This window comes from Burkholderia singularis, assembly GCF_001718875.1.
Lineage (GTDB): Bacteria > Pseudomonadota > Gammaproteobacteria > Burkholderiales > Burkholderiaceae > Burkholderia > Burkholderia singularis.
The window spans coordinates 1,552,342-1,572,907 of record NZ_CP013448.1 but is presented as its reverse complement, the minus strand read 5'-3'; the positions used below and the strand labels follow the sequence as shown (position 1 = coordinate 1,572,907).

Genomic DNA, 20,566 nt, shown 5'->3' with positions numbered 1-20,566 from the left:
ATGAAATCAATGGCGGCCGGCCGCGAGATACGCGAGCCAGTGGCGCTCGGTCCGACGAAAGGCCGCGACGAGTGCGAAAGATACCGCAAGATAGATCAGCGCGGCGATTCCGAACGACTGAAACGCCATATACGTCGCCGAATTCGCGTCACGCGCGACTTTGAGGATGTCGGGCACGGTTGCCGTGAACGCGACGGTCGTCGCGTGCAGCATCAGGATCACCTCGTTGCTGTACAGCGGCAGCGCGCGGCGCAGCGACGAAGGCAGAATCACCCGGCGGTACATCGTGAACGCGCCCATCCCGTAGGCGCGCGCCGCTTCGACCTCGCCGTGCGGAATCGCACGGATCGCGCCGGCGAAAATTTCGGTCGTGTACGCGCAGGTGTTGAGCGCGAACGCCAGGATCGTGCAATTGAAGCCGCTGCGGAAAAACGCGTCGAGCATCGCGTGCTCGCGCACGAACGCGAGGCTGTACATCCCCGTATAGATGAGCAGCAGTTGCACGTACAGCGGCGTGCCGCGAAACACATACGTGTAGAACGACACGGGCGCCGACACCCAGCGGTTCTTCGACACGCGCGCCACCGCGAGCGGCACCGAGCATACGAAGCCGAGCGCGAGCGACGCGACGAGAAGCCAGAGCGTGACCGCGAGCCCCGACATGCGCTGACCGTCCCAATAGAAGAACGCGCGCCCGAATTCCTGGAGGATCTCGATCATAGTTCAGCGTGCCTCACACCAATGGAATAGCGCTTCTCGAGCTGCCTGAGCACGAGGTTCGAGAACGTCGTGATCGCCAAATAGATCAGCGCCGCGACGACGATGAAGAAGAACATGTTGAACGTGCTCTTGCCCGCATCCTGGGCGGCTTTCACGATATCGGCCAGGCCGATGATCGACACCAGCGCCGTCGCCTTCACGAGCACCTGCCAGTTGTTGCCGATGCCGGGCAGCGCAAAGCGCATCATCTGCGGAAACAGGATGCGCGCGAACACGCGCATCCCGCTCATCCCATACGCACTGCCCGCCTCGAGCTGCCCGCGCGGCACCGACAGGAACGCGCCGCGAAACGTTTCGGTGAAGTAAGCGCCGTAGATGAAGCCGAGCACGAGCACGCCTGCCGCGAACGGATCGATGTCGATCTGCCGCCAGTTCATCAAGTCGGTCAGTTCGTTGAGCCAGATCTGAAGACTGTAGAACAGCAGCAGCATCAGCACGAGATCGGGCACCGAGCGGATCAGCGTCGTATAGCCGGTCGCGACGGCGCGCAGCGCCCGATTGCGCGAGAGCTTCGCGACCGCGCCGATCAGGCCGAGCGCGATCGCCGCAGCGAGCGAAAGCACCGACAGCTCGACCGTCTGCACGGTGCCGGCCCAGATGACCGGGCCAAAGCCGTATAGAAACACGCTTGAGTCTCCGTGATCGTGTTGGAAGAGGCGCACGAGCGGCTGCGCCGGTTTGACGCGGATAGTCGCAAGCGAAAAAAATCGGCTCAAATGCATCGGGCGTGCGATGCTGCGCCGCAATATGCGCTTGGCGCGGACTCACGGCGCCCGTGCGGCGCGGGTCTGGCGGCATCGGCACGTGCGGCAAACGCGCTCGGGCGCGCGCCGCATGCCGCAATTTCGCAAGTTTCGGGTCGCTTTTTCGATAGAGCCGGAACGCGTGGCAGCCCTGCGCGAATGCGCTGCGGCGCCGCGGCGTTGCGGCGCGCCACGGCGGGCCGGCCGCACGCGTCCAAGCGCGCGGCGCTCAGCGCCCCTTCAGGATGTCGGAGCGCGACGTCGTATAGACGAGCCCATCGGGGCCGAAATGGACGTTGAAGAATGCGTCCTGATTGACGCCGTCCTCAAGCCAGCGCCAGCTCCAGACCGTCTCGGGCTTGAGCGGATAGCGCGCGATCTCGGTCGGCTTGCCGAGCAGGCGCCGCACCTCGTCCTCGGTCATGCCGGGCCGGATTTTCGCGAAATTCGCCGCTGTCAGCACCTGCGTCGCGGCGATGAAGCGGCCGTTCGCGTCGATGTCGACCATATAGGTCTCGTTGCCCATCGGGCCGCGCGGATATTCGAGCCGCTTCGAGCCGTCGGTGTAGACACGCTCGGTCTCCGGCTTGCCCATCTGGCTGCGAATCTCGGCCTCGGTCGTCACGCCCGGCGTGAGTCCCTTCAGAAACAGGGGCGCGGGCTTGACCGCGTTGAAAAAATCCTTGAGTCGCTGCACGTTCTGCTCGCTCTGGCGCTCGTCGCAACCGGCGAGCGCCAGCGCCGCGCCGAGCATCACGACAGGGAAAATACGGAATCGGAACATCGTCATCGGAGAAACCGCGCGGCCTGCGCATGGCATGGAACACGCGCAAAAGCATACCGTACCCCGGCCATCGCGCGCGAAAATCCGGAGCAAGCCCGAAGCATGCGCAATCAGGAAGAATCGGATGGGGCAATGGCAAGCCGTCATAGGCCAGTATGGCGCGCTTGCGATTCGCGTTCGAGCGTTGCACGCAAACCCGAATCCTGGGCTCGAGTTCCGCGACTTCGCGCTTTGATTGGGTCGTGTGTCCCCAGCCCCGGCGCTCAGAGCATAGTCTCGGCCCGCTGCTCGCGCCGCGCGGCCGCCGCCGCGGTGCGCGCCGCGCGGCGCGCATGGCTGCGAATCCGGCGGCGCGTGCGCGACAACTCGACCAGCTGCCACGACCCGAGCGCGAGCGCGCCGAACACGAGCTCACGCACGCGCTTGACCAGCGCAAGCGAGAGCGCCGTCTCGCGATCGACGCCAAACATCTGCGCGAGCAGCACGACGGTCGCCTCCTGAACGCCGAGCCCGCCCGGCACCATGAACGCCGCATGGCGAACCGCCTGCGTCATTGCCTCGATCGCGACCGCCCCGCCGAGCGACACCGGATGACCGAGCAGCGCGAGCGCCCAATAAATTTCGAGCGCGCCCACCACATAGCCGGCGAGTTGCCAGAAGAATGCGCGAAACAGCAAGCCCGCGCGCGACATCAGCGCATCGATGTCGACGTCGAGACGCTTGCCGTCGACACCTTGCAACAGGCGGTGCGAATCGCCGAGCAGCCGCCCCGCGAAACGCTCGATCGCATGAAAGACGCCGCCGCGGCGCATCAACACGAACGCCAGCACCGGCATCGGCAGCGACAGCACGAGCGCGACGCCGATCGTATGCGCGCCGACGCCGTGCTGCGTGCCGGCGAGCAGCATCACGAGACCGAGCGCGGCGAACGCATACTGCACGGCCACCGTCACGAGCACCTCGACGATCACCGAAGCCGTCACCCGGCTCGCATCGGGCACGCGCCAGCGCGCCAGCCGGATGCCGACGATCTCGCCGCCGACGCCGACAACCGGCAGCAACCGGTTCACCGCCTCGCGCACGGTCGCGATCCACCAGAGGAACGGCAGCGGCGCGCGCTTGTCGAGCAGCAGCCGCCACGCATGCGCATCGAGCAGCAGCGGCAAGCCGTGGAACGGCACCAGCCACAGCAGCGCAAAGCCCGCGCGGCCGATCACGTGCACGACGTCTGCCGCGCCGTCGTGCAGCAGCAGCGCGATCAGGATCGCGATCCCAAGCGGCCAGCCCAGCCATTTGAGCCAACGGATCATGATGCCCGCGCTCCGGTTTCTGCGAGGCGGCCGCCGCCCGCGCGCGCGCCGCGCGCCAGCCCGAACACGTCGGCAAAACCGCCGCGCGCGACGCCCGCCGCCCGCAGCGCGGCCGACACGCGCGGCGACAGCAGCGCGGCAAGCTCGTCGGCCGGCCGGTATTCGCGCATCGACGGCGTGATCGGACCGTCGCCCGCCTCCGCCGGATGGCAATAAATCTCGCCGACGCCGGGCGGCAGCTTCGCGAGCGCGTCGAGCAGCACGGCCTCGTCCATCCCGCCCGTCTGCGCGATGCCGACCACGTAATCGTTGTGCGCGATCCCCGCGCGAACGAGCCGGGCGCGCACGAGCGCGATCCACGGCTTGAGCCAGAACGGCATCGACGGCTCGTAAGGCAGCCGCATTGCGGCAAGCCCGAATTCGCGGCCGATGTCGATGATCATCGACAGCACGCTCGGGTGTAGATGGAAATGCTTGTGCGTGTTCACATGATCGAGCGTGAGCCCGGTGGCCGCGAACGCCTCGAACTGCGCGCGAATCTCGCGGCGCAACTGCGCGCGCACGTGCGGCAGGAAAAAGAACCGGCAGCCGTCCTTCGCCATCGCGTCACCGAACCAGCCGTCGGGGCCGACAAGCGCCGGAATCTCATGCGCGGGCAGCGTCGCGGGGCCGTCGGCAAGCACGATATGCAGGCCGACGGCGAGCGAAGGCAGCCGCTTCGCGCGCTCGACCGCATCGCGCGCGGCGGCGGCGCCCACCATCAAGCTCGCGGCCGCGAGCACGCCGTCGCGATGCGCACGCTCGACGGCCGCGTTGACCCGCTCATGCAGGCCGAAATCGTCCGCCGTGAAAATCAACGCGCGCGGCGCCGCTTCCTGCGCGCTCACGAATCACGCCTCGTGCGCACGCAGGAAGCGGAAAAACTCCACGCCTTCACGCAGCCGGCGCTTCATCATGTCCCAGCTCGTCAGCATCTCGCGAACGATTTCCCAAATCTTCGACGGGCGGAAATAGAACGCGCGATAGAAATGTTCGAGCTCGTGATAGATCTCTTCCTTCGGCAGGTGCGGATAGCCGATCGCGGCAAGCTGCACGCCTTCCTTGCTGACGAGGTTGATCGTCTTGTTCTCTTCCATCCAGCCGTTCTCGACCGCCTGGGCGTACAGGCGCGTGCCCGGATACGGCGCGGCGAGCGACACTTGGATCGTGTGCGGATTGATTTCCTTCGCGTATTCGATCGTCTTCTTGATCGTCTCCTTCGTCTCGCCCGGCAGGCCGAGGATGAAGGTGCCGTGGATCTTGATGCCGAGCTTCTTGCAGTCCTCGTTGAAGCGGCGCGCGATATCGGTGCGCAGGCCCTTCTTGATGTTCAGGAGAATCTGGTCGTCGCCCGACTCGTAGCCGACGAGCAGCAGGCGCAGGCCGTTCTCCTTCATGATCTTCAGCGTCGAATACGGCACGTTCGCCTTTGCGTTGCACGACCACGTGACGCCGAGCTTGCCGAGCCCGCGCGCGATTTCCTCGACGCGCGGCTTGAAGTCGGTGAACGTGTCGTCGTCGAACATGATCTCCTTGACTTCCGGCATGTTGTCGCGAATCCACTTCACCTCGGCCAGCACGCTTTCGACCGAGCGCACGCGATAGCGATGGCCGCCGACCGTCTGCGGCCACAGGCAGAACGTGCACTTCGAGCGGCAGCCGCGGCCCGTGTAGATCGACACGTATGGATAGTTCAGGTAGCCGATGAAGTAATTCTCGATCTTCAGGTCGCGCTTGTAGACGGGCGCGACGAACGGCAGTTCGTCCATGTTCTCGATCATCGGACGCGGGCCGTTGTGCTCGATCGAGCCGTCCTTCGCGCGGTAGCTCATGCCGAGAATCTCGGCGAACGGCAAGCCCGCCGCGATGTCGCGGCACGTATAGTCGAATTCCTCGCGGCAGACGAAATCGATCGCGTCGGTCGCCGTCAGCGAGTTGTGCGGATCGACCGCAACCTTCGCGCCGACCATGCCGATCAGGATCGACGGCTTCATCTTCTTCAAGTCTTCCGCGAACAGCGCATCGGTCGGAAACGACGGCGTGCTCGTATGGATGATCACGAGATCGTAGTCGCTCGCGATTTTCAGCGTCGCGTCGACCGACAGGCCGTCCGCGGGCGCGTCGAGCACGCGGCTGCCCGGCACGAGCGCGGCCGGCTGCGCGAGCCAGGTCGGATACCAGAAGGAGCGGATCTCGCGCTTTGCCTGATAGCGGGAACCCGCGCCGCCGTCGAAGCCGTCATACGACGGGGCCTGCAAGAACAGCGTTTTCATGAATGCTCCGGTAGCCTGCTGCATAGATGTCAATTCGTCTGAGTGCAATGTTCGAAAATCGCGGGCCGCCTGTTGCCGCCCGCGCATCCTTGGGTATTCGCTTGCGCCGCGCACTTGCGTTCGGCCGTCGCGTCGTGCGCTTGCGCTGGATCTGCTCGGTGTTTCGCCTGTTCGCTCCCGCCGCGCGCCTAGCGGCCATCTCCCGCCTCGACGACGGTCGCACGCGCGCCGCCGCCGACGACCTCCATCCGCTCGCCGCGCCACACCACCTGCGTGCCGAACACGGCGGCGAGCCACTCGAGCGCCAGCAGCGCATCGCGCACCGGCACCAGCGGCAAATCGCGCCAGAATGCGCGCATGCCGGCGCTGCCGCGCGCATGCAGCGCAAGCCGCGCGAACGTGCCGAGCGCCACCGCCGCGGCCGCCGCGACGCCCGCGGCCGAACCGTTGAGCCGCACCGCGAGCCACGCGCCCGTGGCGAGCCACGGCGCGGTAAACGTGATGAACAGGAATGCGAAGCCGGCCGGATTCAGCGAGCGGATCGTGCGCAGCCAGCGCGTTTCGCGCAGCCACAGCGGCACGACCTTCGTCTCGGTCACGTCGGTGGCGACGATCACCTCGGACAGCACCGTGCGCAGGCCGAACCGGCGCGGCAGCTCGGCGAGCCAGTAATCGTCCGCCAGTTCGTCCTTCAGCGCATGGAAGCCGCCGATCTTGTCGAGCGTCGCGCGCGTGAGCGCGAGCGTCGCGCCGAACCCGAACCGGCTCGATCCGCCGAAATGCGTGATCCGTACCGACGGCGCGAACCACGCATCGACGAATTGCGCGCCGATCCGCGCCCAGAAGCCGCCGACGCTGCGCGCATGATACAGGCAAGTGACCACGCCGACCGACGGGTCCGCGAGCGGCGCGCTCACACGCGTCAGGTAATCCGGCTCGACCGCGATGTCGCTATCCGCGATCACGATGCGCCCGTAGCGTGCGCGCTCGGCAAGATTGACGAGATTGCTGACCTTCAGGTTCTTGCCGTACACACGCGCGTCGATCACCAGCTCGATGTCGGTTTCCGGATAGGCGGCGATCAGGCGGCGCACCACGGCCACGGCAGGATCGGCCGCCGAGGCGACGCCGAACAGCAATTGATAGCGCGGATGACGCTGCTCGCAGAAGGTCGCGAGATTTTCGTATAGATGCGGCTCGAACCCGCACAACGGCTTGAGCACGCTGACAGGCTCGAAGCCGTCGCGCGCGGCCGTGCGCGGCACGCGCGGCGCGGGCGCGAACGCGGCGAACGCCGCGTAAGCGCAGGCCGCGCAAATCAGCGCGAGCAGCACCCATTCGACGAAAGAAACCGGCTCCGTCATGCCGCGCGCCTCCGAACGGGCGCACGCGGGGCAAAACGGGGCGGCGATGTTTCAGCAGGGACGATTCTGGGCACGATCCCAACTCCTCTTCTTGCACTTTCGACGGCACGCAACGCACCGGAACAGGCCGTGCGGCCAATATCCCGAGGCTCCCGTGCGGCTTTGCGGCGAAGCGCAGGGGGAATGGAACGGAATCCGTGAGCGCGATGGATACAGGCGGCGAATTTTAGCAGTGCCGAGCCCGCCGCGCTCGCGACTTGCGTGGAAAGACTGTTGCCCTACAAGAAAAATCGGCGCAGATGAGCGCTGTTTCCATGCAATAGCCGCGCGTTCGCGTAAGCATTTTGCAGGACGTCCGCCCTGCAAACGTAAGCATATTGCGTGTTTTTTAAGATAACGCGAAATATCCGTATCGAATCGCCCGAAATTTCATCGCATTTCGTTCGATTACCGTGCATTGCAAGAACAATCTCCGGCGCCCGGTTGCGGCACATCGTCACGCCGCTCCACCCCTCATCGCGACAGGGGTATGTTCCCGCCGTCAGCGAAACGCGAATCGCTTTGGCACAATCTGCTGCGTTTGTTGCGCACATGCATCATCCGCGGCGCTCATCGGCCCGTGCCCCGTCCATTCACGCCATCCGCCCCGTTTTCGCCATGATTCCGTTTTCCGTACTCGATCTCGCGCCGATCCCCGCCGGCGCCGACGCCGCGCAGGCGTTGCGCCACAGCGCCGATCTCGCCCGGCATGCCGAACGCTGGGGCTATCGCCGCTACTGGCTGGCCGAACACCACAACATGCCCGGCATCGCGAGCGCGGCGACCGCGGTCGTGATCGGCCATGTCGCGGGCGCGACGCAGACGATCCGCGTCGGCTCCGGCGGCGTGATGCTGCCCAACCATGCGCCGCTCGTGATCGCCGAGCAGTTCGGCACGCTGGCCTCGCTCTACCCGGGGCGCATCGATCTCGGCCTCGGGCGCGCGCCCGGCACCGACCAGACCACCGCCCGCGCGCTCAGGCGCGAGCTGCTCACGAGCGCCGACGCATTTCCGGACGATGTCGTCGAGTTGCAGCGCTACTTCGCCGCGCCCGTGGCCGGCCAGCAGGTGCGCGCGGTGCCCGGCGCGGGCCTCGACGTGCCGATCTGGCTGCTCGGTTCGAGCCTCTTCAGCGCCCAGCTCGCCGCGATGCTCGGGCTGCCGTTCGCCTTCGCGTCGCACTTCGCCCCGGATTACCTGATGCGCGCGCTCGACGTCTATCGCACGCAGTTCCGGCCGTCCGCGGCGCTCGACAAGCCTTATGCGATGGTCGGCGTCAACGTGTTCGCCGCCGATACCGACGATCAGGCGCGGCGTCTGTTCACGTCGGTGCAGCAGCAGTTCCTGAATTTGCGGCGCGGCACGCCGCAGCAGCTGCCGCCGCCCGTCGAATCGATCGACGCGCTCGGCGCGACCGAACTGGAACGCGCGAGCATCGAGCGCGCGCTGTCGTTCGCGGCGGTCGGCTCGCCCGCCACGGTGCGCGAACGGCTCGGCCAACTGATTGCGCAGACAGGCGCGGATGAGCTGATTGTCGCCGCGCAGATCTACGATCATGGCGCGCGGCTTCGTTCGTATGAACTCACCGCGCAGGTGCGCGACGCGTTGAGCGCGGCCTGATCCGGCCGGCGCCGGGCGGGTACTCGCCGCGCGCCGCCCGGCCACCCGATGGGCGAACGGACGAGCACGGGCGACGGCGCGCGTTGCACCGAAAACCTGACCCCGGCGGCCCGGCCGCTTGCGCTTCGCCCTTTCCGTCACTCGTGCTCCTGCGGCAGCGCCCCGGCGCCGGTGCGCGCCGCGCGAACGCCTGCCTACTCTGCGGCCCCGCGCGCGGCAGGCGCCGGCCCCGACGGCTTGACGTGCGCGAGCCCATCGAGCAGCGCCTCGTGGAACGCAGCCGGGTCCTGAATCTGCGGCGCATGGCCAAGCAGCGGGAACTCGCGCAGCACCGCGCCCGGAATCGCCGCCTGCGCGCGCTTGGCGAGCACCGGATAGCGGCCGAGCTTCGCGTACACGTCGGGCGGCGCGGCGTCCTTGCCGATCGCGGTCGTGTCCTTGTCGCCGATCAACAGCAGCGTCGGCGCCTTGATCGCACCGAACTCGTAGACCACCGGCTGCGTGAAGATCATGTCGTAGACGCGCGCCGAATTCCACGCAACCGCGTCCCGCCCCGGTCCGCGATACATGCCGGCGAGCATCTGCACCCAGCGCTCGTAAGCCGGCGACCACTCGCCCGCGTAATACGTATGCTGCTCGTAGCGGCGGATCTCGTCGGCCGTCGTCTTCAGTTCTCGCGCGTACCAGTAATCGACCGACAGCGGCGGCACGCCCAGCGCTTTCCAATCCTCCAGGCCGATCGGATTGACGAGCACGAGCTGCTGCGTGTCTTTCGGGTACATCAACGCATAGCGCACCGCGAGCATGCCGCCGGTGGAATGGCCGACGATCGCCGCCGCCTTCACGCCGATCGATTCGAGCAGCGCGTGCGTGTTGTGGGCAAGCTGCTGGAAGCTGTACTGATAGCGCTCGGGCTTGGTCGACTTGCAAAAGCCGATCTGATCGGGCGCGACGACCCGGTAACCGGCCTTCGTCAGCACGCCGACGGTCTGCTCCCAGGTGCCCGCGCAGAAATTCTTCCCATGCAGCAACACGACGGTACGGCCGTTCGGATGCTCCGGATGCACGTCGAGATAGGCCATTTGCAGCGTTTCCCGCTGCGACGTGAACGCGTAATGCCGCACGGGATACGCATACGCGAAACCTTCGAGCTGCTCGCCGTACACCGGCGCGTCGACTGCCGCCCGGCCCGTGGCCTCGGCAGGCGACAAGCCCGCCGGCCGGCCGCCGGCTGACGCCGCCGCGGGCGGCGAAGCCGCCGTCGGCGGCCCGGACGCCGGCGCCGCGGCCTCACTCGCCGAAGACGCGCCGTGCGCCGGTGCCGCCACGGCGGCCGCCTGCAGCGCCGCCGCGGCGGCGGCACAAGCCCACGCGGCAAGCCGCGCGAACCACCCTATTTTGCGAACCAGAGCCATCATCGAAGCCGAACGAAGCCAATAAAGAAGGTCGAAAGAAACCGGAGCGCGGCGAGCCCGGCCTGCGCGCCCGGCCGCGAACCGCGAGCCATTGTACGTTCACCAGGGCCGCGCGGACGAAACGGGGCGCACCGGATGTTTCCGCGAATCGGGGAAAGTCATGTATCTTGCGGCATAGTCCGACGAGCCTGCCGTATGCCCCACCCATCATGAAAAACGTCCTCAGCATCCAGTCGCACGTCATTTACGGCCATGCGGGCAATAGCGCCGCCGTGTTTCCGATGCAGCGGCTCGGCGTCAACGTTTGGCCGCTCAACACCGTGCAGCTTTCGAATCACATGCAATACGGCCACTGGGCAGGCAGCGCGATCGATGCGGCAAAGATGGAGCAGCTCGTCGACGGCATCGCCGCGATCGGCGCGCTCAAACGCTGCGACGCGGTGCTGTCGGGCTTTCTCGGCTCGCCCGCGCAAGCGCGTGCGGCCATCGATATCGTGCGCACCGTGAAGGCGACCAACCCGAATGCGTGGTATTTCTGCGACCCGGCGATGGGCCAGACGGGCGGCATCCGGCCCGAGCCCGGCGTGGAGGAGTTGATCGTCGCCGAGCTGCCCGAGCTTGCGGACGGCATGGCGCCCAATCATAGCGAGTTGCAAAAGCTTGCCGGGCGGCGCATCGAGACGGTGCCCGAAGCCATCGACGCATGCCGCACGATCATCCGTCGCGGGCCGAAGTTGATCCTGGTCAAGCACCTGCATGACCGCAATAGTCCCGCCGACCGTTTCAATATGCTCGTCGTCACCGAAACCGAGGCGTGGATCGGCCAGCGGCCGTTGTATGCGTTTCCCCGGCATCCGGTCGGCGTCGGCGATCTGACGAGCGCCGTGTTCGTCGCGCGCCGCCTGCGCGGCGACAGCGTGCGCGCCGCATTCGAACATACGCTTGCCGCCGTGCACGCGGTCGTCAAGGCGACCTACGACGCGCGCCGCTACGAGCTTGAACTCGTCGCCGCACAAGACGAGATCGCGCGGCCAAGCGAATGGTTCGGCGCGTGGCTCACCGGCGCGGAATAACGCGCCGCCCGCGCCCGCCCGGCGGCGCGCCAGCCGACGGCGGACGGCGGACGGCGGACGGTGAATGCGCGCCGCTCGCGCGGCAGCGCGCCGCCGCCCTACCCTATCCGCGCATGCGCTCGTCGAGCAAAAGGGGCGGCAGCGCCTCCCGACGCCGCTTTCATATCGGTGTCACCGTTTTCTCACACCATTCGTCACGCTACCCAGAACGGCGCGCCGCCCGACGCAGGGCGCACGCGGCCGACCGCCATCACGCAGACCATCGAAGCTGCCCATCCCCATCCAGGAAGCCACGACATGACCACCCAGAATCGCCGCGATTTTCTGCGGCTCGCCGCCGGCACGGCAGGCGCGGCCGCTCTGCAGCTTTTTCCGCCCGTGATCCGCGAGGCGCTCGCGATCCCCGCCAACTATCGGACCGGCACGATCCGCGACATCGAGCACGTCGTCATCCTGATGCAGGAGAACCGCTCGTTCGACCATTACTTCGGCAAGCTGCGCGGCGTGCGGGGATTCGGCGATCCGCGTGCGCTGATCCTGCAAAACGGCAAATCGGTATTCCATCAGCCGGTGCCCAATCAATTGCTGCCGCTCGCGGAACTGCTGCCGTTCCATCCGGATGCGCAAAATCTTGGCATGCAGTTCATCCAGGATCTGCCGCACGGCTGGCAGGACACGCACGGCGCGCTGAACAAGGGCCGTTGCGACCAGTGGGTCCTGAACAAAGGGACGACCACGATGGCCTACCTCGAGCGCAACGACATCCCGTTCCACTATCAACTCGCCGATGCCTTCACGATCTGCGACGCGTATCACTGCTCGATTCCCAGCTCGACCGACCCGAACCGCTACTACATGTGGACGGGCTACGTCGGCAACGACGGCACGGGCGGCGGCCCCGTGCTCGGCAACGAGGAAGCGGGCTACGGCTGGAGCACGTATCCGGAGGCGCTCGAACAAGCGGGCGTATCGTGGAAGATCTATCAGGACGTCGGCAACGGCCTGAACGCAGCCGGTTCGTGGGGTTGGACGAACAACCCGTACATCGGCAACTATGGCGACAATTCGCTGCTTTACTTCAAGCAATACCAGAACGCGCAGCCGGGCAGCTCCCTGTACGAGAAAGCGCGCACCGGCACCAATGTCAGCGCGGGCGGCACGCTGTTCGACGTGCTCAAGGCCGATGTGGCCAACGGCACGCTGCCGCAGGTGTCGTGGATCTGCGCGCCGGAAGCCTATTCCGAGCATCCGAACTGGCCCGCGAACTATGGCGCGTGGTACATCGAGCAGGTGCTCAAGACGCTGACGTCGAATCCGGAACTGTGGAGCAAGACCGCGCTGTTCATCACCTACGACGAAAACGACGGCTTCTTCGATCACGTCGCGCCGCCGTTCGCGCCGCAATCGCGCGACAACGGCCTGTCGAGCGTCGCGACCACCAACGAGATCTATCCGGGCGACGCCACCCACATGGCCGGCGCTTACGGCCTCGGGCCGCGCGTGCCGATGCTCGTCGTGTCGCCGTGGACGAAGGGCGGCTGGGTCTGCTCGCAGACGTTCGATCACACGTCGCTGCTGCAATTCCTCGAACAGCGCTTCGGCGCGACGGCCGGCAATGTGTCGCCGTGGCGGCGCGCGGTGTGCGGCGATCTGACGTCGGCGTTCAACTTCGCGTCGCCCGACGCGAGCTGGCCGACGCTGCCCGACACGAGCGGCTATGCGCCGCCCGATCGCAACCGCCATTCGAGCTACGTGCCCGTGCCGCCCGTCGCGCAATCGCTGCCGAAACAGGAAGCGGGCCTGCGCGCCGCGCGTGCGCTGCCCTACGAGCTGTTCGTATTCGGCCGCATCGATACCTCGACCGGCAAGTTCAAGCTGACCTTCGCGAACCGCGGCCGCGCCGGCGCGGCGTTCCAGGTCACGGCCGCCAATCGCATCGACGGCCCGTGGGCATACACGGTCGAAGCAGGCAAACGGCTGTCGGACGAATGGAGCACGGCGCTCACGCTGAGCGTCTACGACCTGTCGGTGTACGGCCCGAACGGCTTCCTGTGCCAATTCCGCGGCTCGACGGCGGCCGCGCTCGGCCTCACCGCGAACCCGGAAGTGATCTACGGCTACGACGTCGCGAACGGCAATATCACGCTGCGCCTGACGAACCGCGGACGCAAGACGGTGCGCCTGACGGTGACCAATGCCTACGGCGGCAGCCCGCGCGTGCACGAACTCAGGCCGGGCCAACAGATCGACGATTATTGGGATCTGCGCGGCAGCCATAACTGGTACGACCTGTCGATCACCGATGGCATCCCGAACGGCTTCCTGCGCCGCTTCGCGGGTCACGTCGAGACGGGCCAGCCGAGCACCAGCGATCCGCTGATCGCGACGGCGTAAGCGCCGGCGCGCGATGCTTTGACGGCGGCTTGCGCGGCGGCTTGCGCGGCGGCTTGCGCGGCGGCTTGCGCGGCGGCTTGCGCGGCGGCTTGCGCGGCGGCTTGCGCGGCGGCTTGCGCGGCGGCTTGCGCGGCGGCTTGCGCGGCGGCTTGCGCGGCGGCTTGCGCGGCGGCTTGCGCGGCGGCTTGCGCGGCGGCTTGCGCGGCGGCTTGCGCGGCGGCTTGCGCGGCTCGCACCGCGGGCGCGGGTGCGAGCCGGCGCTCGGCGCGTGTGCGCCGATCCGCGCGCGCGATTTCTCGTCCTAGATCGCGCTAGCCGATCGCCACGCTCGCGGGAGCGCGGCGCTGGCCCTTCCACCGCCATCCGCCCGGCCTAGTCCGGTCAGTCGCGGCGACGCACACTGCCGTATGCGTCGCCGCATTGCGTTTCGGGAGCGCAACCCGTGCGTACCGTCGGCGTGGAACGGCTCGGCCGGGTTTTGCCGCATCGCTCCGCCGGCATCTTGCCATTGCTTGCGGCCGTTGCTTGTTGTCGTTGCTCGCAGTCGATGCAAGCTGCCGTCGCGCGGCGGCGTCGCGATAGATCGCCAAGTCCCGCCATTCGATCGCGCTGCCGCCGCCGGCGCATCGTCCGTCGCGGTGCAGCCCAGGCCGCGCCGCCGCACGCGATCGCAGTTGCGCCGCCCTGCCCCCCTTCCTTCGCGACCGTGCCGTCGCTCACCACACGCCGCGGCTTCCCGTCCACAGCCCGCCTTGTGCGCAAATCCGCATCCGGCGCGTCCCAAACCGACAAGACTCGCTCAATTTGGCTCCCTATAAAGAGATCGCGAGCGCCGCCCGCGTCAACGGCAGGCGGCCCGCAAGCATCGCGCCTGCGTACACGCCGCGCTACCCGTTCATGTATCGCCATCAAGGAAGCCACATGAAACTCCGCTCGTCACCCTCTTGGGCCGCCTGCCGCGTCGCGCTCGTTTGCGGCATGCTCAGCGCATTCGCCGCCGCGCGCGCCGCCGACGAAACGCCGGTGCGAATCGGCTTCGCCGCGCCGCTCACAGGCGTCAATGCCGGCTACGGCAAGGACCTGCAAAACGGCGTGCAGCTCGCACTCGACGATGCCCGCGCGCAACAGATCAAGATCGCCGGCAAGCCCGCGCGCTTCGAGCTCGTCGTCGAGGACGATCAGGCCGATCCCCGCATCGGCGTGCAGGCCGCGCAAAGCCTGGTCGACAAACAAGTGTCGGCGGTGGTCGGCCACTTCAATTCCGGCACGACGATCCCGGCGTCGGTCATTTACGACAAGGCGGGCATTCCCGTCATCGATCCGGCCGCGACCAATCCCGTCATCGCGTCGCGCGGGCTCGCGAACGTGTTCATGGTGATCGCGACCGACGGCCAGAACGCGGGCAACGCGGGCCGCTACGCGGTCGAGGTCACGAAGGCCAAGCGCATCGCGATCGTCGACGACCGCACGGCGTTCGGCCAGGGCGAAGCCGACGAATTCGAGCGCGCGGTGAAAGCCGCGGGCGGCTCGATCGTCGCGCGCGAATACACGAACAATCAGGCGGTCGATTTCCGCGCACAGATCACGAGCCTGAAGAGCAGGAACGTCGACCTGCTGTTCTTCGGCGGCCTCGATTCGCTTGCCGCGAACTTCATCAAGCAGATGCGCCAGTTGGGGCTGAGCGCGCAGTTCGTTGGCGGCGGCGGCGTGCGCGATGCCGAATTCATCAAGATCGCCGGCTCCGCGGCGGAAGGCGCGATGGCGTGGGAATACGGCCGGCCGCTCGATCAACTGCCGCAAGGCAAGGATTTCGAGCGCCGCTACAAGCAACGCTTCGGCGTCGACGTACTATCGTATGCGCAATTCGGCTACGACGCGGCGTGGGCCGCGATCAAGGCGATGCAGGCTGCAAGCTCGACCGAGCCCGCGCGCTGGCGGCCCGTGCTCGCCAAGATCGACTTCGACGGCATCACGGGCCGCATCGCATTCAGCGGCGACGGCTCGCTGAAAAGCGGCATGTCGACGCTGTACCGCGTGAAAAACGGCGTCTGGCAGACCATCGTCACGAAGGGCGGCTGACAGACGCGCCACGCACCCGTCGCGGTGCGCCGTTCGTGTTTTCTTTTTAATGGAGATCCGATGCATTCGAAAGTCGTCATCGTCGGCGGCGGCGTGATCGGCAGCGCAACCGCCTACCATCTGCGCGCGATGGACCCCAGCGTCGCCGTCACCGTCATCGAGCGTGACCCGACCTACGCGCGCGCGTCGTCCGCGTTGTCGGCGGCGTCGATCCGGCAGCAGTTCTCGACGCCGCTGTCGGTGCGGATGTCGCTGTTCGGCATCGAGTTTCTGCGCTCGATCGGCGAACGGCTCGAAGTGGACGGCGAGCGGCCGTCGGTCGACCTGCGCGAAGGCGGCTATCTGTTCGTCGCGACGCCCGACGGCGATGCGACGCTACGCGCCAACCACGCGCTGCAGACCTCGCTCGGCGCGCAGATCCGCTACCTGCCGCGCGACGCGCTGGCCGCCGCGTTCCCGTGGCTTCATACCGGCGATCTCGCGTCGGGCTGCTTCGGCGAGCGCGGCGAAGGCTGGTTCGACGGCTACGGGCTCGTGCAGGCACTGCGCAGGAAGGCGCAGGCGCTCGGCGCGCAATATGTGCGCGCGGACGTGACGCACGCGCGGATCGACGGGCGGCGCGTGCGGCAATTGATGACCGGCGACGGCCGCGCCTACGATTGCGACGTGATGGTCAACGCGGCCGGGCCGTGGGCGCGCGCGCTCGCCGCACTCGTCGGCATCGACCTGCCGGTGCATGCGCGCCGCCGCAGCATCTTCAACGTCACCTCGCCGGCCGAGCTGCCGCATTGCCCGCTCGTCGTCGATCCGAGCGGCGTCTACTTCCGGCCCGAGGGCGCGTCGTTCCTCTGCGGCGCGGCGCCGCCCGCCGAACGCGATTTCGACGATCTGCCGCTCGAAGACGTCGATCACGCGCTGTTCGACGAGCTGATCTGGCCGATCCTCGCGCATCGCGTGCCGCAGTTCGAGGCGCTCAGGGTCGTGCGAAGCTGGTCCGGCTACTACGAATACAACGTGCTCGATCAAAACGCGATCATCGGCCCGCATCCGGACCTCGACAATTGCCTCTTCGCGAACGGCTTCTCCGGACATGGGTTGCAGCAGGGGCCGGCGGCGGGACGCGGCGTCGCGGAATGGATTCTGCACGGGCGGTATGTATCGCTCGACCTGTCGCCGTTCGGCTTCGAGCGCGTACTCGCGGGGCGGCCGATCGTCGAGCGCAACGTCGTCTGACGCGCGGGGCGCGGAGGCGTGGGGGCGTGGGGGCGTGGGGGCGTGGGGGCGTGGGGGCGTGGGGGCGTGGGGGCGTGGGGGCGTGGGGGCGTGGGGGCGCGGGGGCGCGGGGGCGCGGGGGCGTGGGACGCTGAGGCGCCGGTGCAGTGGATATGCGCCACCGCCCGCAACGCATCGCAAATCGGGATGGCGCGCAGCGTCAGAATCCAACACCGCGCGCCATCCCGGCCGCGGCAAACACCATCACGATCATCAGCACCGCCTGCACGTGGCCGATCCGCGCATAGGCGCGCGCGCGGCCCAGATCAGGCATCAACCCGCGCCGCAACGTCAGACGCCAACGGATCAGCCCCACCATCGGAATGAGCTCGAGCACGAGAATCAGCGCGAGCGCGCCCATCTTCAGATGAAAGAGCGGCGCGTGCAGGTAGAAATCGCCACCCTTCTCGAAGCCGCCGAACGCGCGGACGGCGCCTGTCGCGATCAGCACGAGCGCGCAAATGCCCCAAATCGCGTCCGCGCTGAACACGCCGGGCAGATCGGCCCGCTGCGCGGACGCCGCGACACGCCGTAACGCGCGGTTGCGCGCGGCGATCGACGTCAGCGCAAAACCGAACGCAATCAGATGCACGGCAGCCAGCAACCATCGAACGGTCAGCATCGGTCCTCCTGGTGTCGGAAGCGGGCAGCGCGCAAGCGGCGGCGAGCGCGTCGCGCGATACGTTACGCGATCTGCTTGAGCGACGCGTCGAGCGCGCGCGCCGCGATACGATCGCCTTCGGTCGCGAGCGGCGTGCGCAGCACGAGCTGGCGATTGTGGCCGACCGCGGCCGGCGAATCCCAAACGAGTTCGATCTTCGGCCGCGCGAATCCGCGTCTGGCCGGCCTCGCGGCCGACACAGCCGGGGCCTGCGCTGGTTCCGGCGAAACGGGCCGCGGCGCGCTGGCCGGAGGCGGCGCTTCGTTTGGCGCAGGCGTATCGCTCGGCGCGGCGGCCGCGATCGGCACCGCACTGGAAACCGGCGTCTCAACCGAAGGCCGCGCATCGCTCGAAGCCTGCGTGCTGGCCAATCCCGATGCGCCGTCCGACGCCGCCCCCTGTTGCGAAGCCCGCGCATCGCCTGGCGCCGCGCGCTCGATCAAAACCGATGCCGCCGTCGCAACCGGCATCGCCCCCGCAGCGGGCGACGACATTCCTTGGGCGCCGCCCCGCCGCTCGGCGGCGCCGGCCGCCTCCGGCCAGCGAACCGACAGCTCGCGTGCGTCGTACTGGCCGACCTTGCGGCTTTCCATCCAGACGACGACGGTGCGCGTCACCCCATCGAGCGCGATCGCATAGCGGCCGATCGCAAACCGGCGCGCGGCGACATTCGTGCGCCACAGCGCACGCGGCCGGCACATCCAGATGACGGCCGCATAGAGCGCCGGCGCAGCAAGCAGCCAGCCGTTGCTGACAGCCAGCGCATGCAGCGCGCGCCGCCAGCCGGCCGCCCACGCGAACACGCCCACCGACCACGCGGCGAACACGAAGCCGAGCAGCGCGAACAGGCGCAGCGCCTGGCGCAGCCACTGCGGCAGCGGATGGTACGGACGCTCGGCGCGCGCTTGCGCGCCGGGAAGAACGAGCAGCAGGAAAATCAGGACGACGTTGATGCACGCCCACGGCGAGGACGCCATCGCCGACAGCGATGCGCGGTATCCCATCAGCGACATCGAGAAGAGCCACCGGGCGAGGAACACGAGACCGATGGCTCGCAACGCGAAAATGGTCCCCGAGCCGGGAGCCGGTGTCGCGCGCGTGGTTTTCGTTCTCGCCAAAACTTTCTCCTCATGACGGCCCTGCCGGGGCGGGATTTTACGGCACGGCCATTATAGGGACATTGCTTGTCAGGCTGACGCCAGCAGGTGGCAAATCGCAGGTTTGCGGCGATTCCCGCCGTGGCGGCGCGGCGCGGATACAACAGATCGGCGGCAACGCGTGTCAATGCCGGCGGCCCGGCGACGCGGGCCGCCACGGCGGCGCGCAATCGGCACCGCTGGCCTCGCGCGCGAGGCCCGCGCCGCCTCGGGATGCGCCATAGCATCTGGGATGCCCGTCGGCACGCCGAATGGCGGAAAAACCGCCCGCCGAAATGCACGATGCCCCGCCGGACCAAGCCCGGCGGGGCATCCATCGATGTCAGGCGCCACGACGCATGCAAGCGCCGCGCGACGACGCGCGCGTCAGCCTGCGCTGACTTCGCGCAGCACCGTGCGGCGTTTCTGGCGCAGCAGCTCTTCGTAACCCTTCACATAATTACGCGCCATCACCTTCGACGTGAAGCGCGCGTCGAACGCCGCGCGCACGCGCTCGCGCGGCAGCGTCGACAGGCGCTTGACCGCGGCGACCGCCGACAGCTCGTCCTCGACGACAAAGCCGGATACACCGTTTTCGATCACCTCGGGCACCGAGCCGCGCTTGAACGCGATCACGGGCGTGCCGCACGCCATCGCCTCGATCATCACGAGACCGAACGGCTCCGGCCAATCGATCGGAAACAGCAGCGCATGCGCATTGCCGAGGAATTCGGCCTTCTCGGCCTCGCTGATCTCGCCGATATACTCGACGTGCGGCAGCGAGAACAGTGGCTTGATCTTCTCTTCGTAGTACGCACGGTCCGCCTTGTCGAGCTTCGCCGCGATCTTGATCGGCATGCCCGCTTGCTCGGCGATCCGGATCGCCGTATCGACGCGTTTTTCCGGCGAGATGCGGCCGAGGAACGCGAGGTAGCTCGGCTTCACGCCGGGCAGCGGCTTCAGCAGGTTCTCGGGCAGGCCGTGATGGACGGTCGACAGCCAGTTCGCCTGTTGCAGCGGCATGCGCTGGTTGTCAGAGATCGACACCACCGGCACGTTGTCGAACGTATTGAAGATCGGCTGCAGTTCCGGCAGATCCAGGCGGCCGTGCAGCGTCGTCAGATGCGGCACCGGCTGGCGCGAGAACAGCGAGAACGGGTAATAGTCGATATGGAAGTGCAGCACGTCGAATTCGTCCGCGCGGCGGCGCACTTGCTCGAGCAGCAGCATGTGCGGCGCCATCACGTCGCGAATCGTCGGATCGAGGCGCAGCGCCTGCGGCCACACCGCCTCGAGCTTCGCGGAGGTCTGCGAATCGCCGCTCGCGAACAGCGTGACGTCATGTCCCATCTCGACGAGCGCTTCGGTCAGATAGGACACCACCCGTTCGGTACCGCCGTACAGTTTCGGGGGAACCGCTTCGTGCAACGGAGCGATTTGAGCGATTCGCATGCGTACCTCCTAAAAAAATCGGCAAGAAACAGAGCAAAGCTGCCGCGGATCGATTACACCGCGCGTATAACGGTTCAGCGGTCAATCCGTTGACAGGTTTCCGTAAAACAGTGCCGGATAAGGGCAAACCCG

The 20,566-nt window shown here is 67.4% G+C and carries 17 protein-coding genes; 5 read left to right on the top strand and 12 right to left on the bottom strand.

Annotated elements, in window-relative coordinates; all coding sequences use genetic code 11:
- Positions 1-6: 6 nt before the first annotated feature.
- The 7 genes from AQ611_RS07260 to hpnI form a co-directional block, all read right to left on the bottom strand.
- On the bottom strand, positions 7-720 hold the full coding sequence (locus AQ611_RS07260) for an ABC transporter permease (RefSeq protein WP_069234106.1): 714 nt from the start codon (positions 718-720) through the stop codon (positions 7-9).
- A complete protein-coding gene (locus AQ611_RS07255; RefSeq protein WP_059519343.1) occupies positions 717-1,406 on the bottom strand; it encodes an ABC transporter permease in 690 nt (229 codons plus the stop codon). The genes AQ611_RS07260 and AQ611_RS07255 overlap by 4 nt, the downstream gene beginning before the upstream one ends.
- A 346-nt stretch (positions 1,407-1,752) precedes the next feature.
- Complete coding sequence (gene bamE / locus AQ611_RS07250) at positions 1,753-2,313, bottom strand: outer membrane protein assembly factor BamE domain-containing protein (RefSeq protein ID WP_082710106.1); 561 nt, start codon at positions 2,311-2,313, stop codon at positions 1,753-1,755.
- A 257-nt stretch (positions 2,314-2,570) separates the two neighbouring features.
- On the bottom strand, positions 2,571-3,617 hold the full coding sequence (locus tag AQ611_RS07240) for a lysylphosphatidylglycerol synthase domain-containing protein (RefSeq protein ID WP_069234104.1): 1,047 nt from the start codon (positions 3,615-3,617) through the stop codon (positions 2,571-2,573).
- Complete coding sequence (hpnK, locus tag AQ611_RS07235) at positions 3,614-4,504, bottom strand: hopanoid biosynthesis-associated protein HpnK (RefSeq protein ID WP_069234103.1); 891 nt, start codon at positions 4,502-4,504, stop codon at positions 3,614-3,616. Before hpnK ends, AQ611_RS07240 begins: the two co-directional genes overlap by 4 nt.
- Before the next feature lie 3 nt (positions 4,505-4,507).
- Positions 4,508-5,929 carry a hopanoid biosynthesis associated radical SAM protein HpnJ gene (gene hpnJ / locus AQ611_RS07230; protein ID WP_059519253.1) on the bottom strand — a complete coding sequence of 474 codons (1,422 nt, stop codon included), beginning with the start codon at positions 5,927-5,929 and terminating at the stop codon, positions 4,508-4,510.
- 188 nt (positions 5,930-6,117) lie between these two features.
- The gene (gene hpnI, locus AQ611_RS07225; RefSeq protein WP_069234102.1) at positions 6,118-7,293 is read right to left on the bottom strand and encodes a bacteriohopanetetrol glucosamine biosynthesis glycosyltransferase HpnI; all 1,176 of its coding nucleotides are present in this window, start codon (positions 7,291-7,293) and stop codon (positions 6,118-6,120) included.
- Between the two features lie 657 nt (positions 7,294-7,950).
- Between hpnI and AQ611_RS07220 the strand changes: the two genes are divergently transcribed.
- Positions 7,951-8,952, top strand: coding sequence for an LLM class flavin-dependent oxidoreductase (locus AQ611_RS07220; protein WP_069234101.1), 1,002 nt, complete (start codon positions 7,951-7,953; stop codon positions 8,950-8,952).
- A gap of 194 nt (positions 8,953-9,146) precedes the next feature.
- On the opposite strand, the gene AQ611_RS07215 is transcribed toward AQ611_RS07220, so the two are convergent.
- Entirely contained in the window at positions 9,147-10,370 is a 1,224-nt protein-coding gene (locus AQ611_RS07215) for an alpha/beta fold hydrolase (protein ID WP_374755081.1), read from the bottom strand.
- A 206-nt stretch (positions 10,371-10,576) separates the two neighbouring features.
- On the opposite strand from AQ611_RS07215, the gene pdxY reads away from it, so the two are divergent.
- Together pdxY and AQ611_RS07205 are read left to right on the top strand one after the other, a co-directional pair.
- Entirely contained in the window at positions 10,577-11,440 is an 864-nt protein-coding gene (gene pdxY, locus AQ611_RS07210; protein WP_059519246.1) for a pyridoxal kinase PdxY, read from the top strand.
- 297 nt (positions 11,441-11,737) lie between these two features.
- Entirely contained in the window at positions 11,738-13,834 is a 2,097-nt protein-coding gene (locus AQ611_RS07205; RefSeq protein WP_069234100.1) for a phosphocholine-specific phospholipase C, read from the top strand.
- Here AQ611_RS07205 and AQ611_RS24540 read toward each other — a convergent pair.
- Positions 13,780-14,070 carry a hypothetical protein gene (locus AQ611_RS24540; protein WP_156789215.1) on the bottom strand — a complete coding sequence of 97 codons (291 nt, stop codon included), beginning with the start codon at positions 14,068-14,070 and terminating at the stop codon, positions 13,780-13,782. The two genes, AQ611_RS07205 and AQ611_RS24540, sit on opposite strands and share 55 nt — an antisense overlap.
- 685 nt (positions 14,071-14,755) lie before the next feature.
- On the opposite strand from AQ611_RS24540, the gene AQ611_RS07190 reads away from it, so the two are divergent.
- The gene (locus tag AQ611_RS07190) at positions 14,756-15,913 is read left to right on the top strand and encodes a branched-chain amino acid ABC transporter substrate-binding protein (RefSeq protein ID WP_069234097.1); all 1,158 of its coding nucleotides are present in this window, start codon (positions 14,756-14,758) and stop codon (positions 15,911-15,913) included.
- Positions 15,914-15,973: 60 nt separating this feature from the next.
- Positions 15,974-17,146: an NAD(P)/FAD-dependent oxidoreductase gene (locus tag AQ611_RS07185; RefSeq protein WP_069234096.1), complete on the top strand. Its 1,173-nt coding sequence runs from the start codon at positions 15,974-15,976 to the stop codon at positions 17,144-17,146.
- Positions 17,147-17,345: 199 nt separating this feature from the next.
- Here AQ611_RS07185 and AQ611_RS07180 read toward each other — a convergent pair whose 3' ends face one another.
- The 3 genes from AQ611_RS07180 to AQ611_RS07170 all read right to left on the bottom strand — a co-directional run bounded on the left by AQ611_RS07180 (position 17,346) and on the right by AQ611_RS07170 (position 20,434).
- The gene (locus AQ611_RS07180) at positions 17,346-17,807 is read right to left on the bottom strand and encodes a DUF2214 family protein (RefSeq protein WP_083237260.1); all 462 of its coding nucleotides are present in this window, start codon (positions 17,805-17,807) and stop codon (positions 17,346-17,348) included.
- A gap of 62 nt (positions 17,808-17,869) precedes the next feature.
- Entirely contained in the window at positions 17,870-18,964 is a 1,095-nt protein-coding gene (locus tag AQ611_RS07175) for a hypothetical protein (RefSeq protein ID WP_069234095.1), read from the bottom strand.
- Positions 18,965-19,369: 405 nt separating this feature from the next.
- On the bottom strand, positions 19,370-20,434 hold the full coding sequence (locus AQ611_RS07170; RefSeq protein WP_069234094.1) for a glycosyltransferase family 4 protein: 1,065 nt from the start codon (positions 20,432-20,434) through the stop codon (positions 19,370-19,372).
- Between the last annotated feature and the right edge of the window lie 132 nt (positions 20,435-20,566).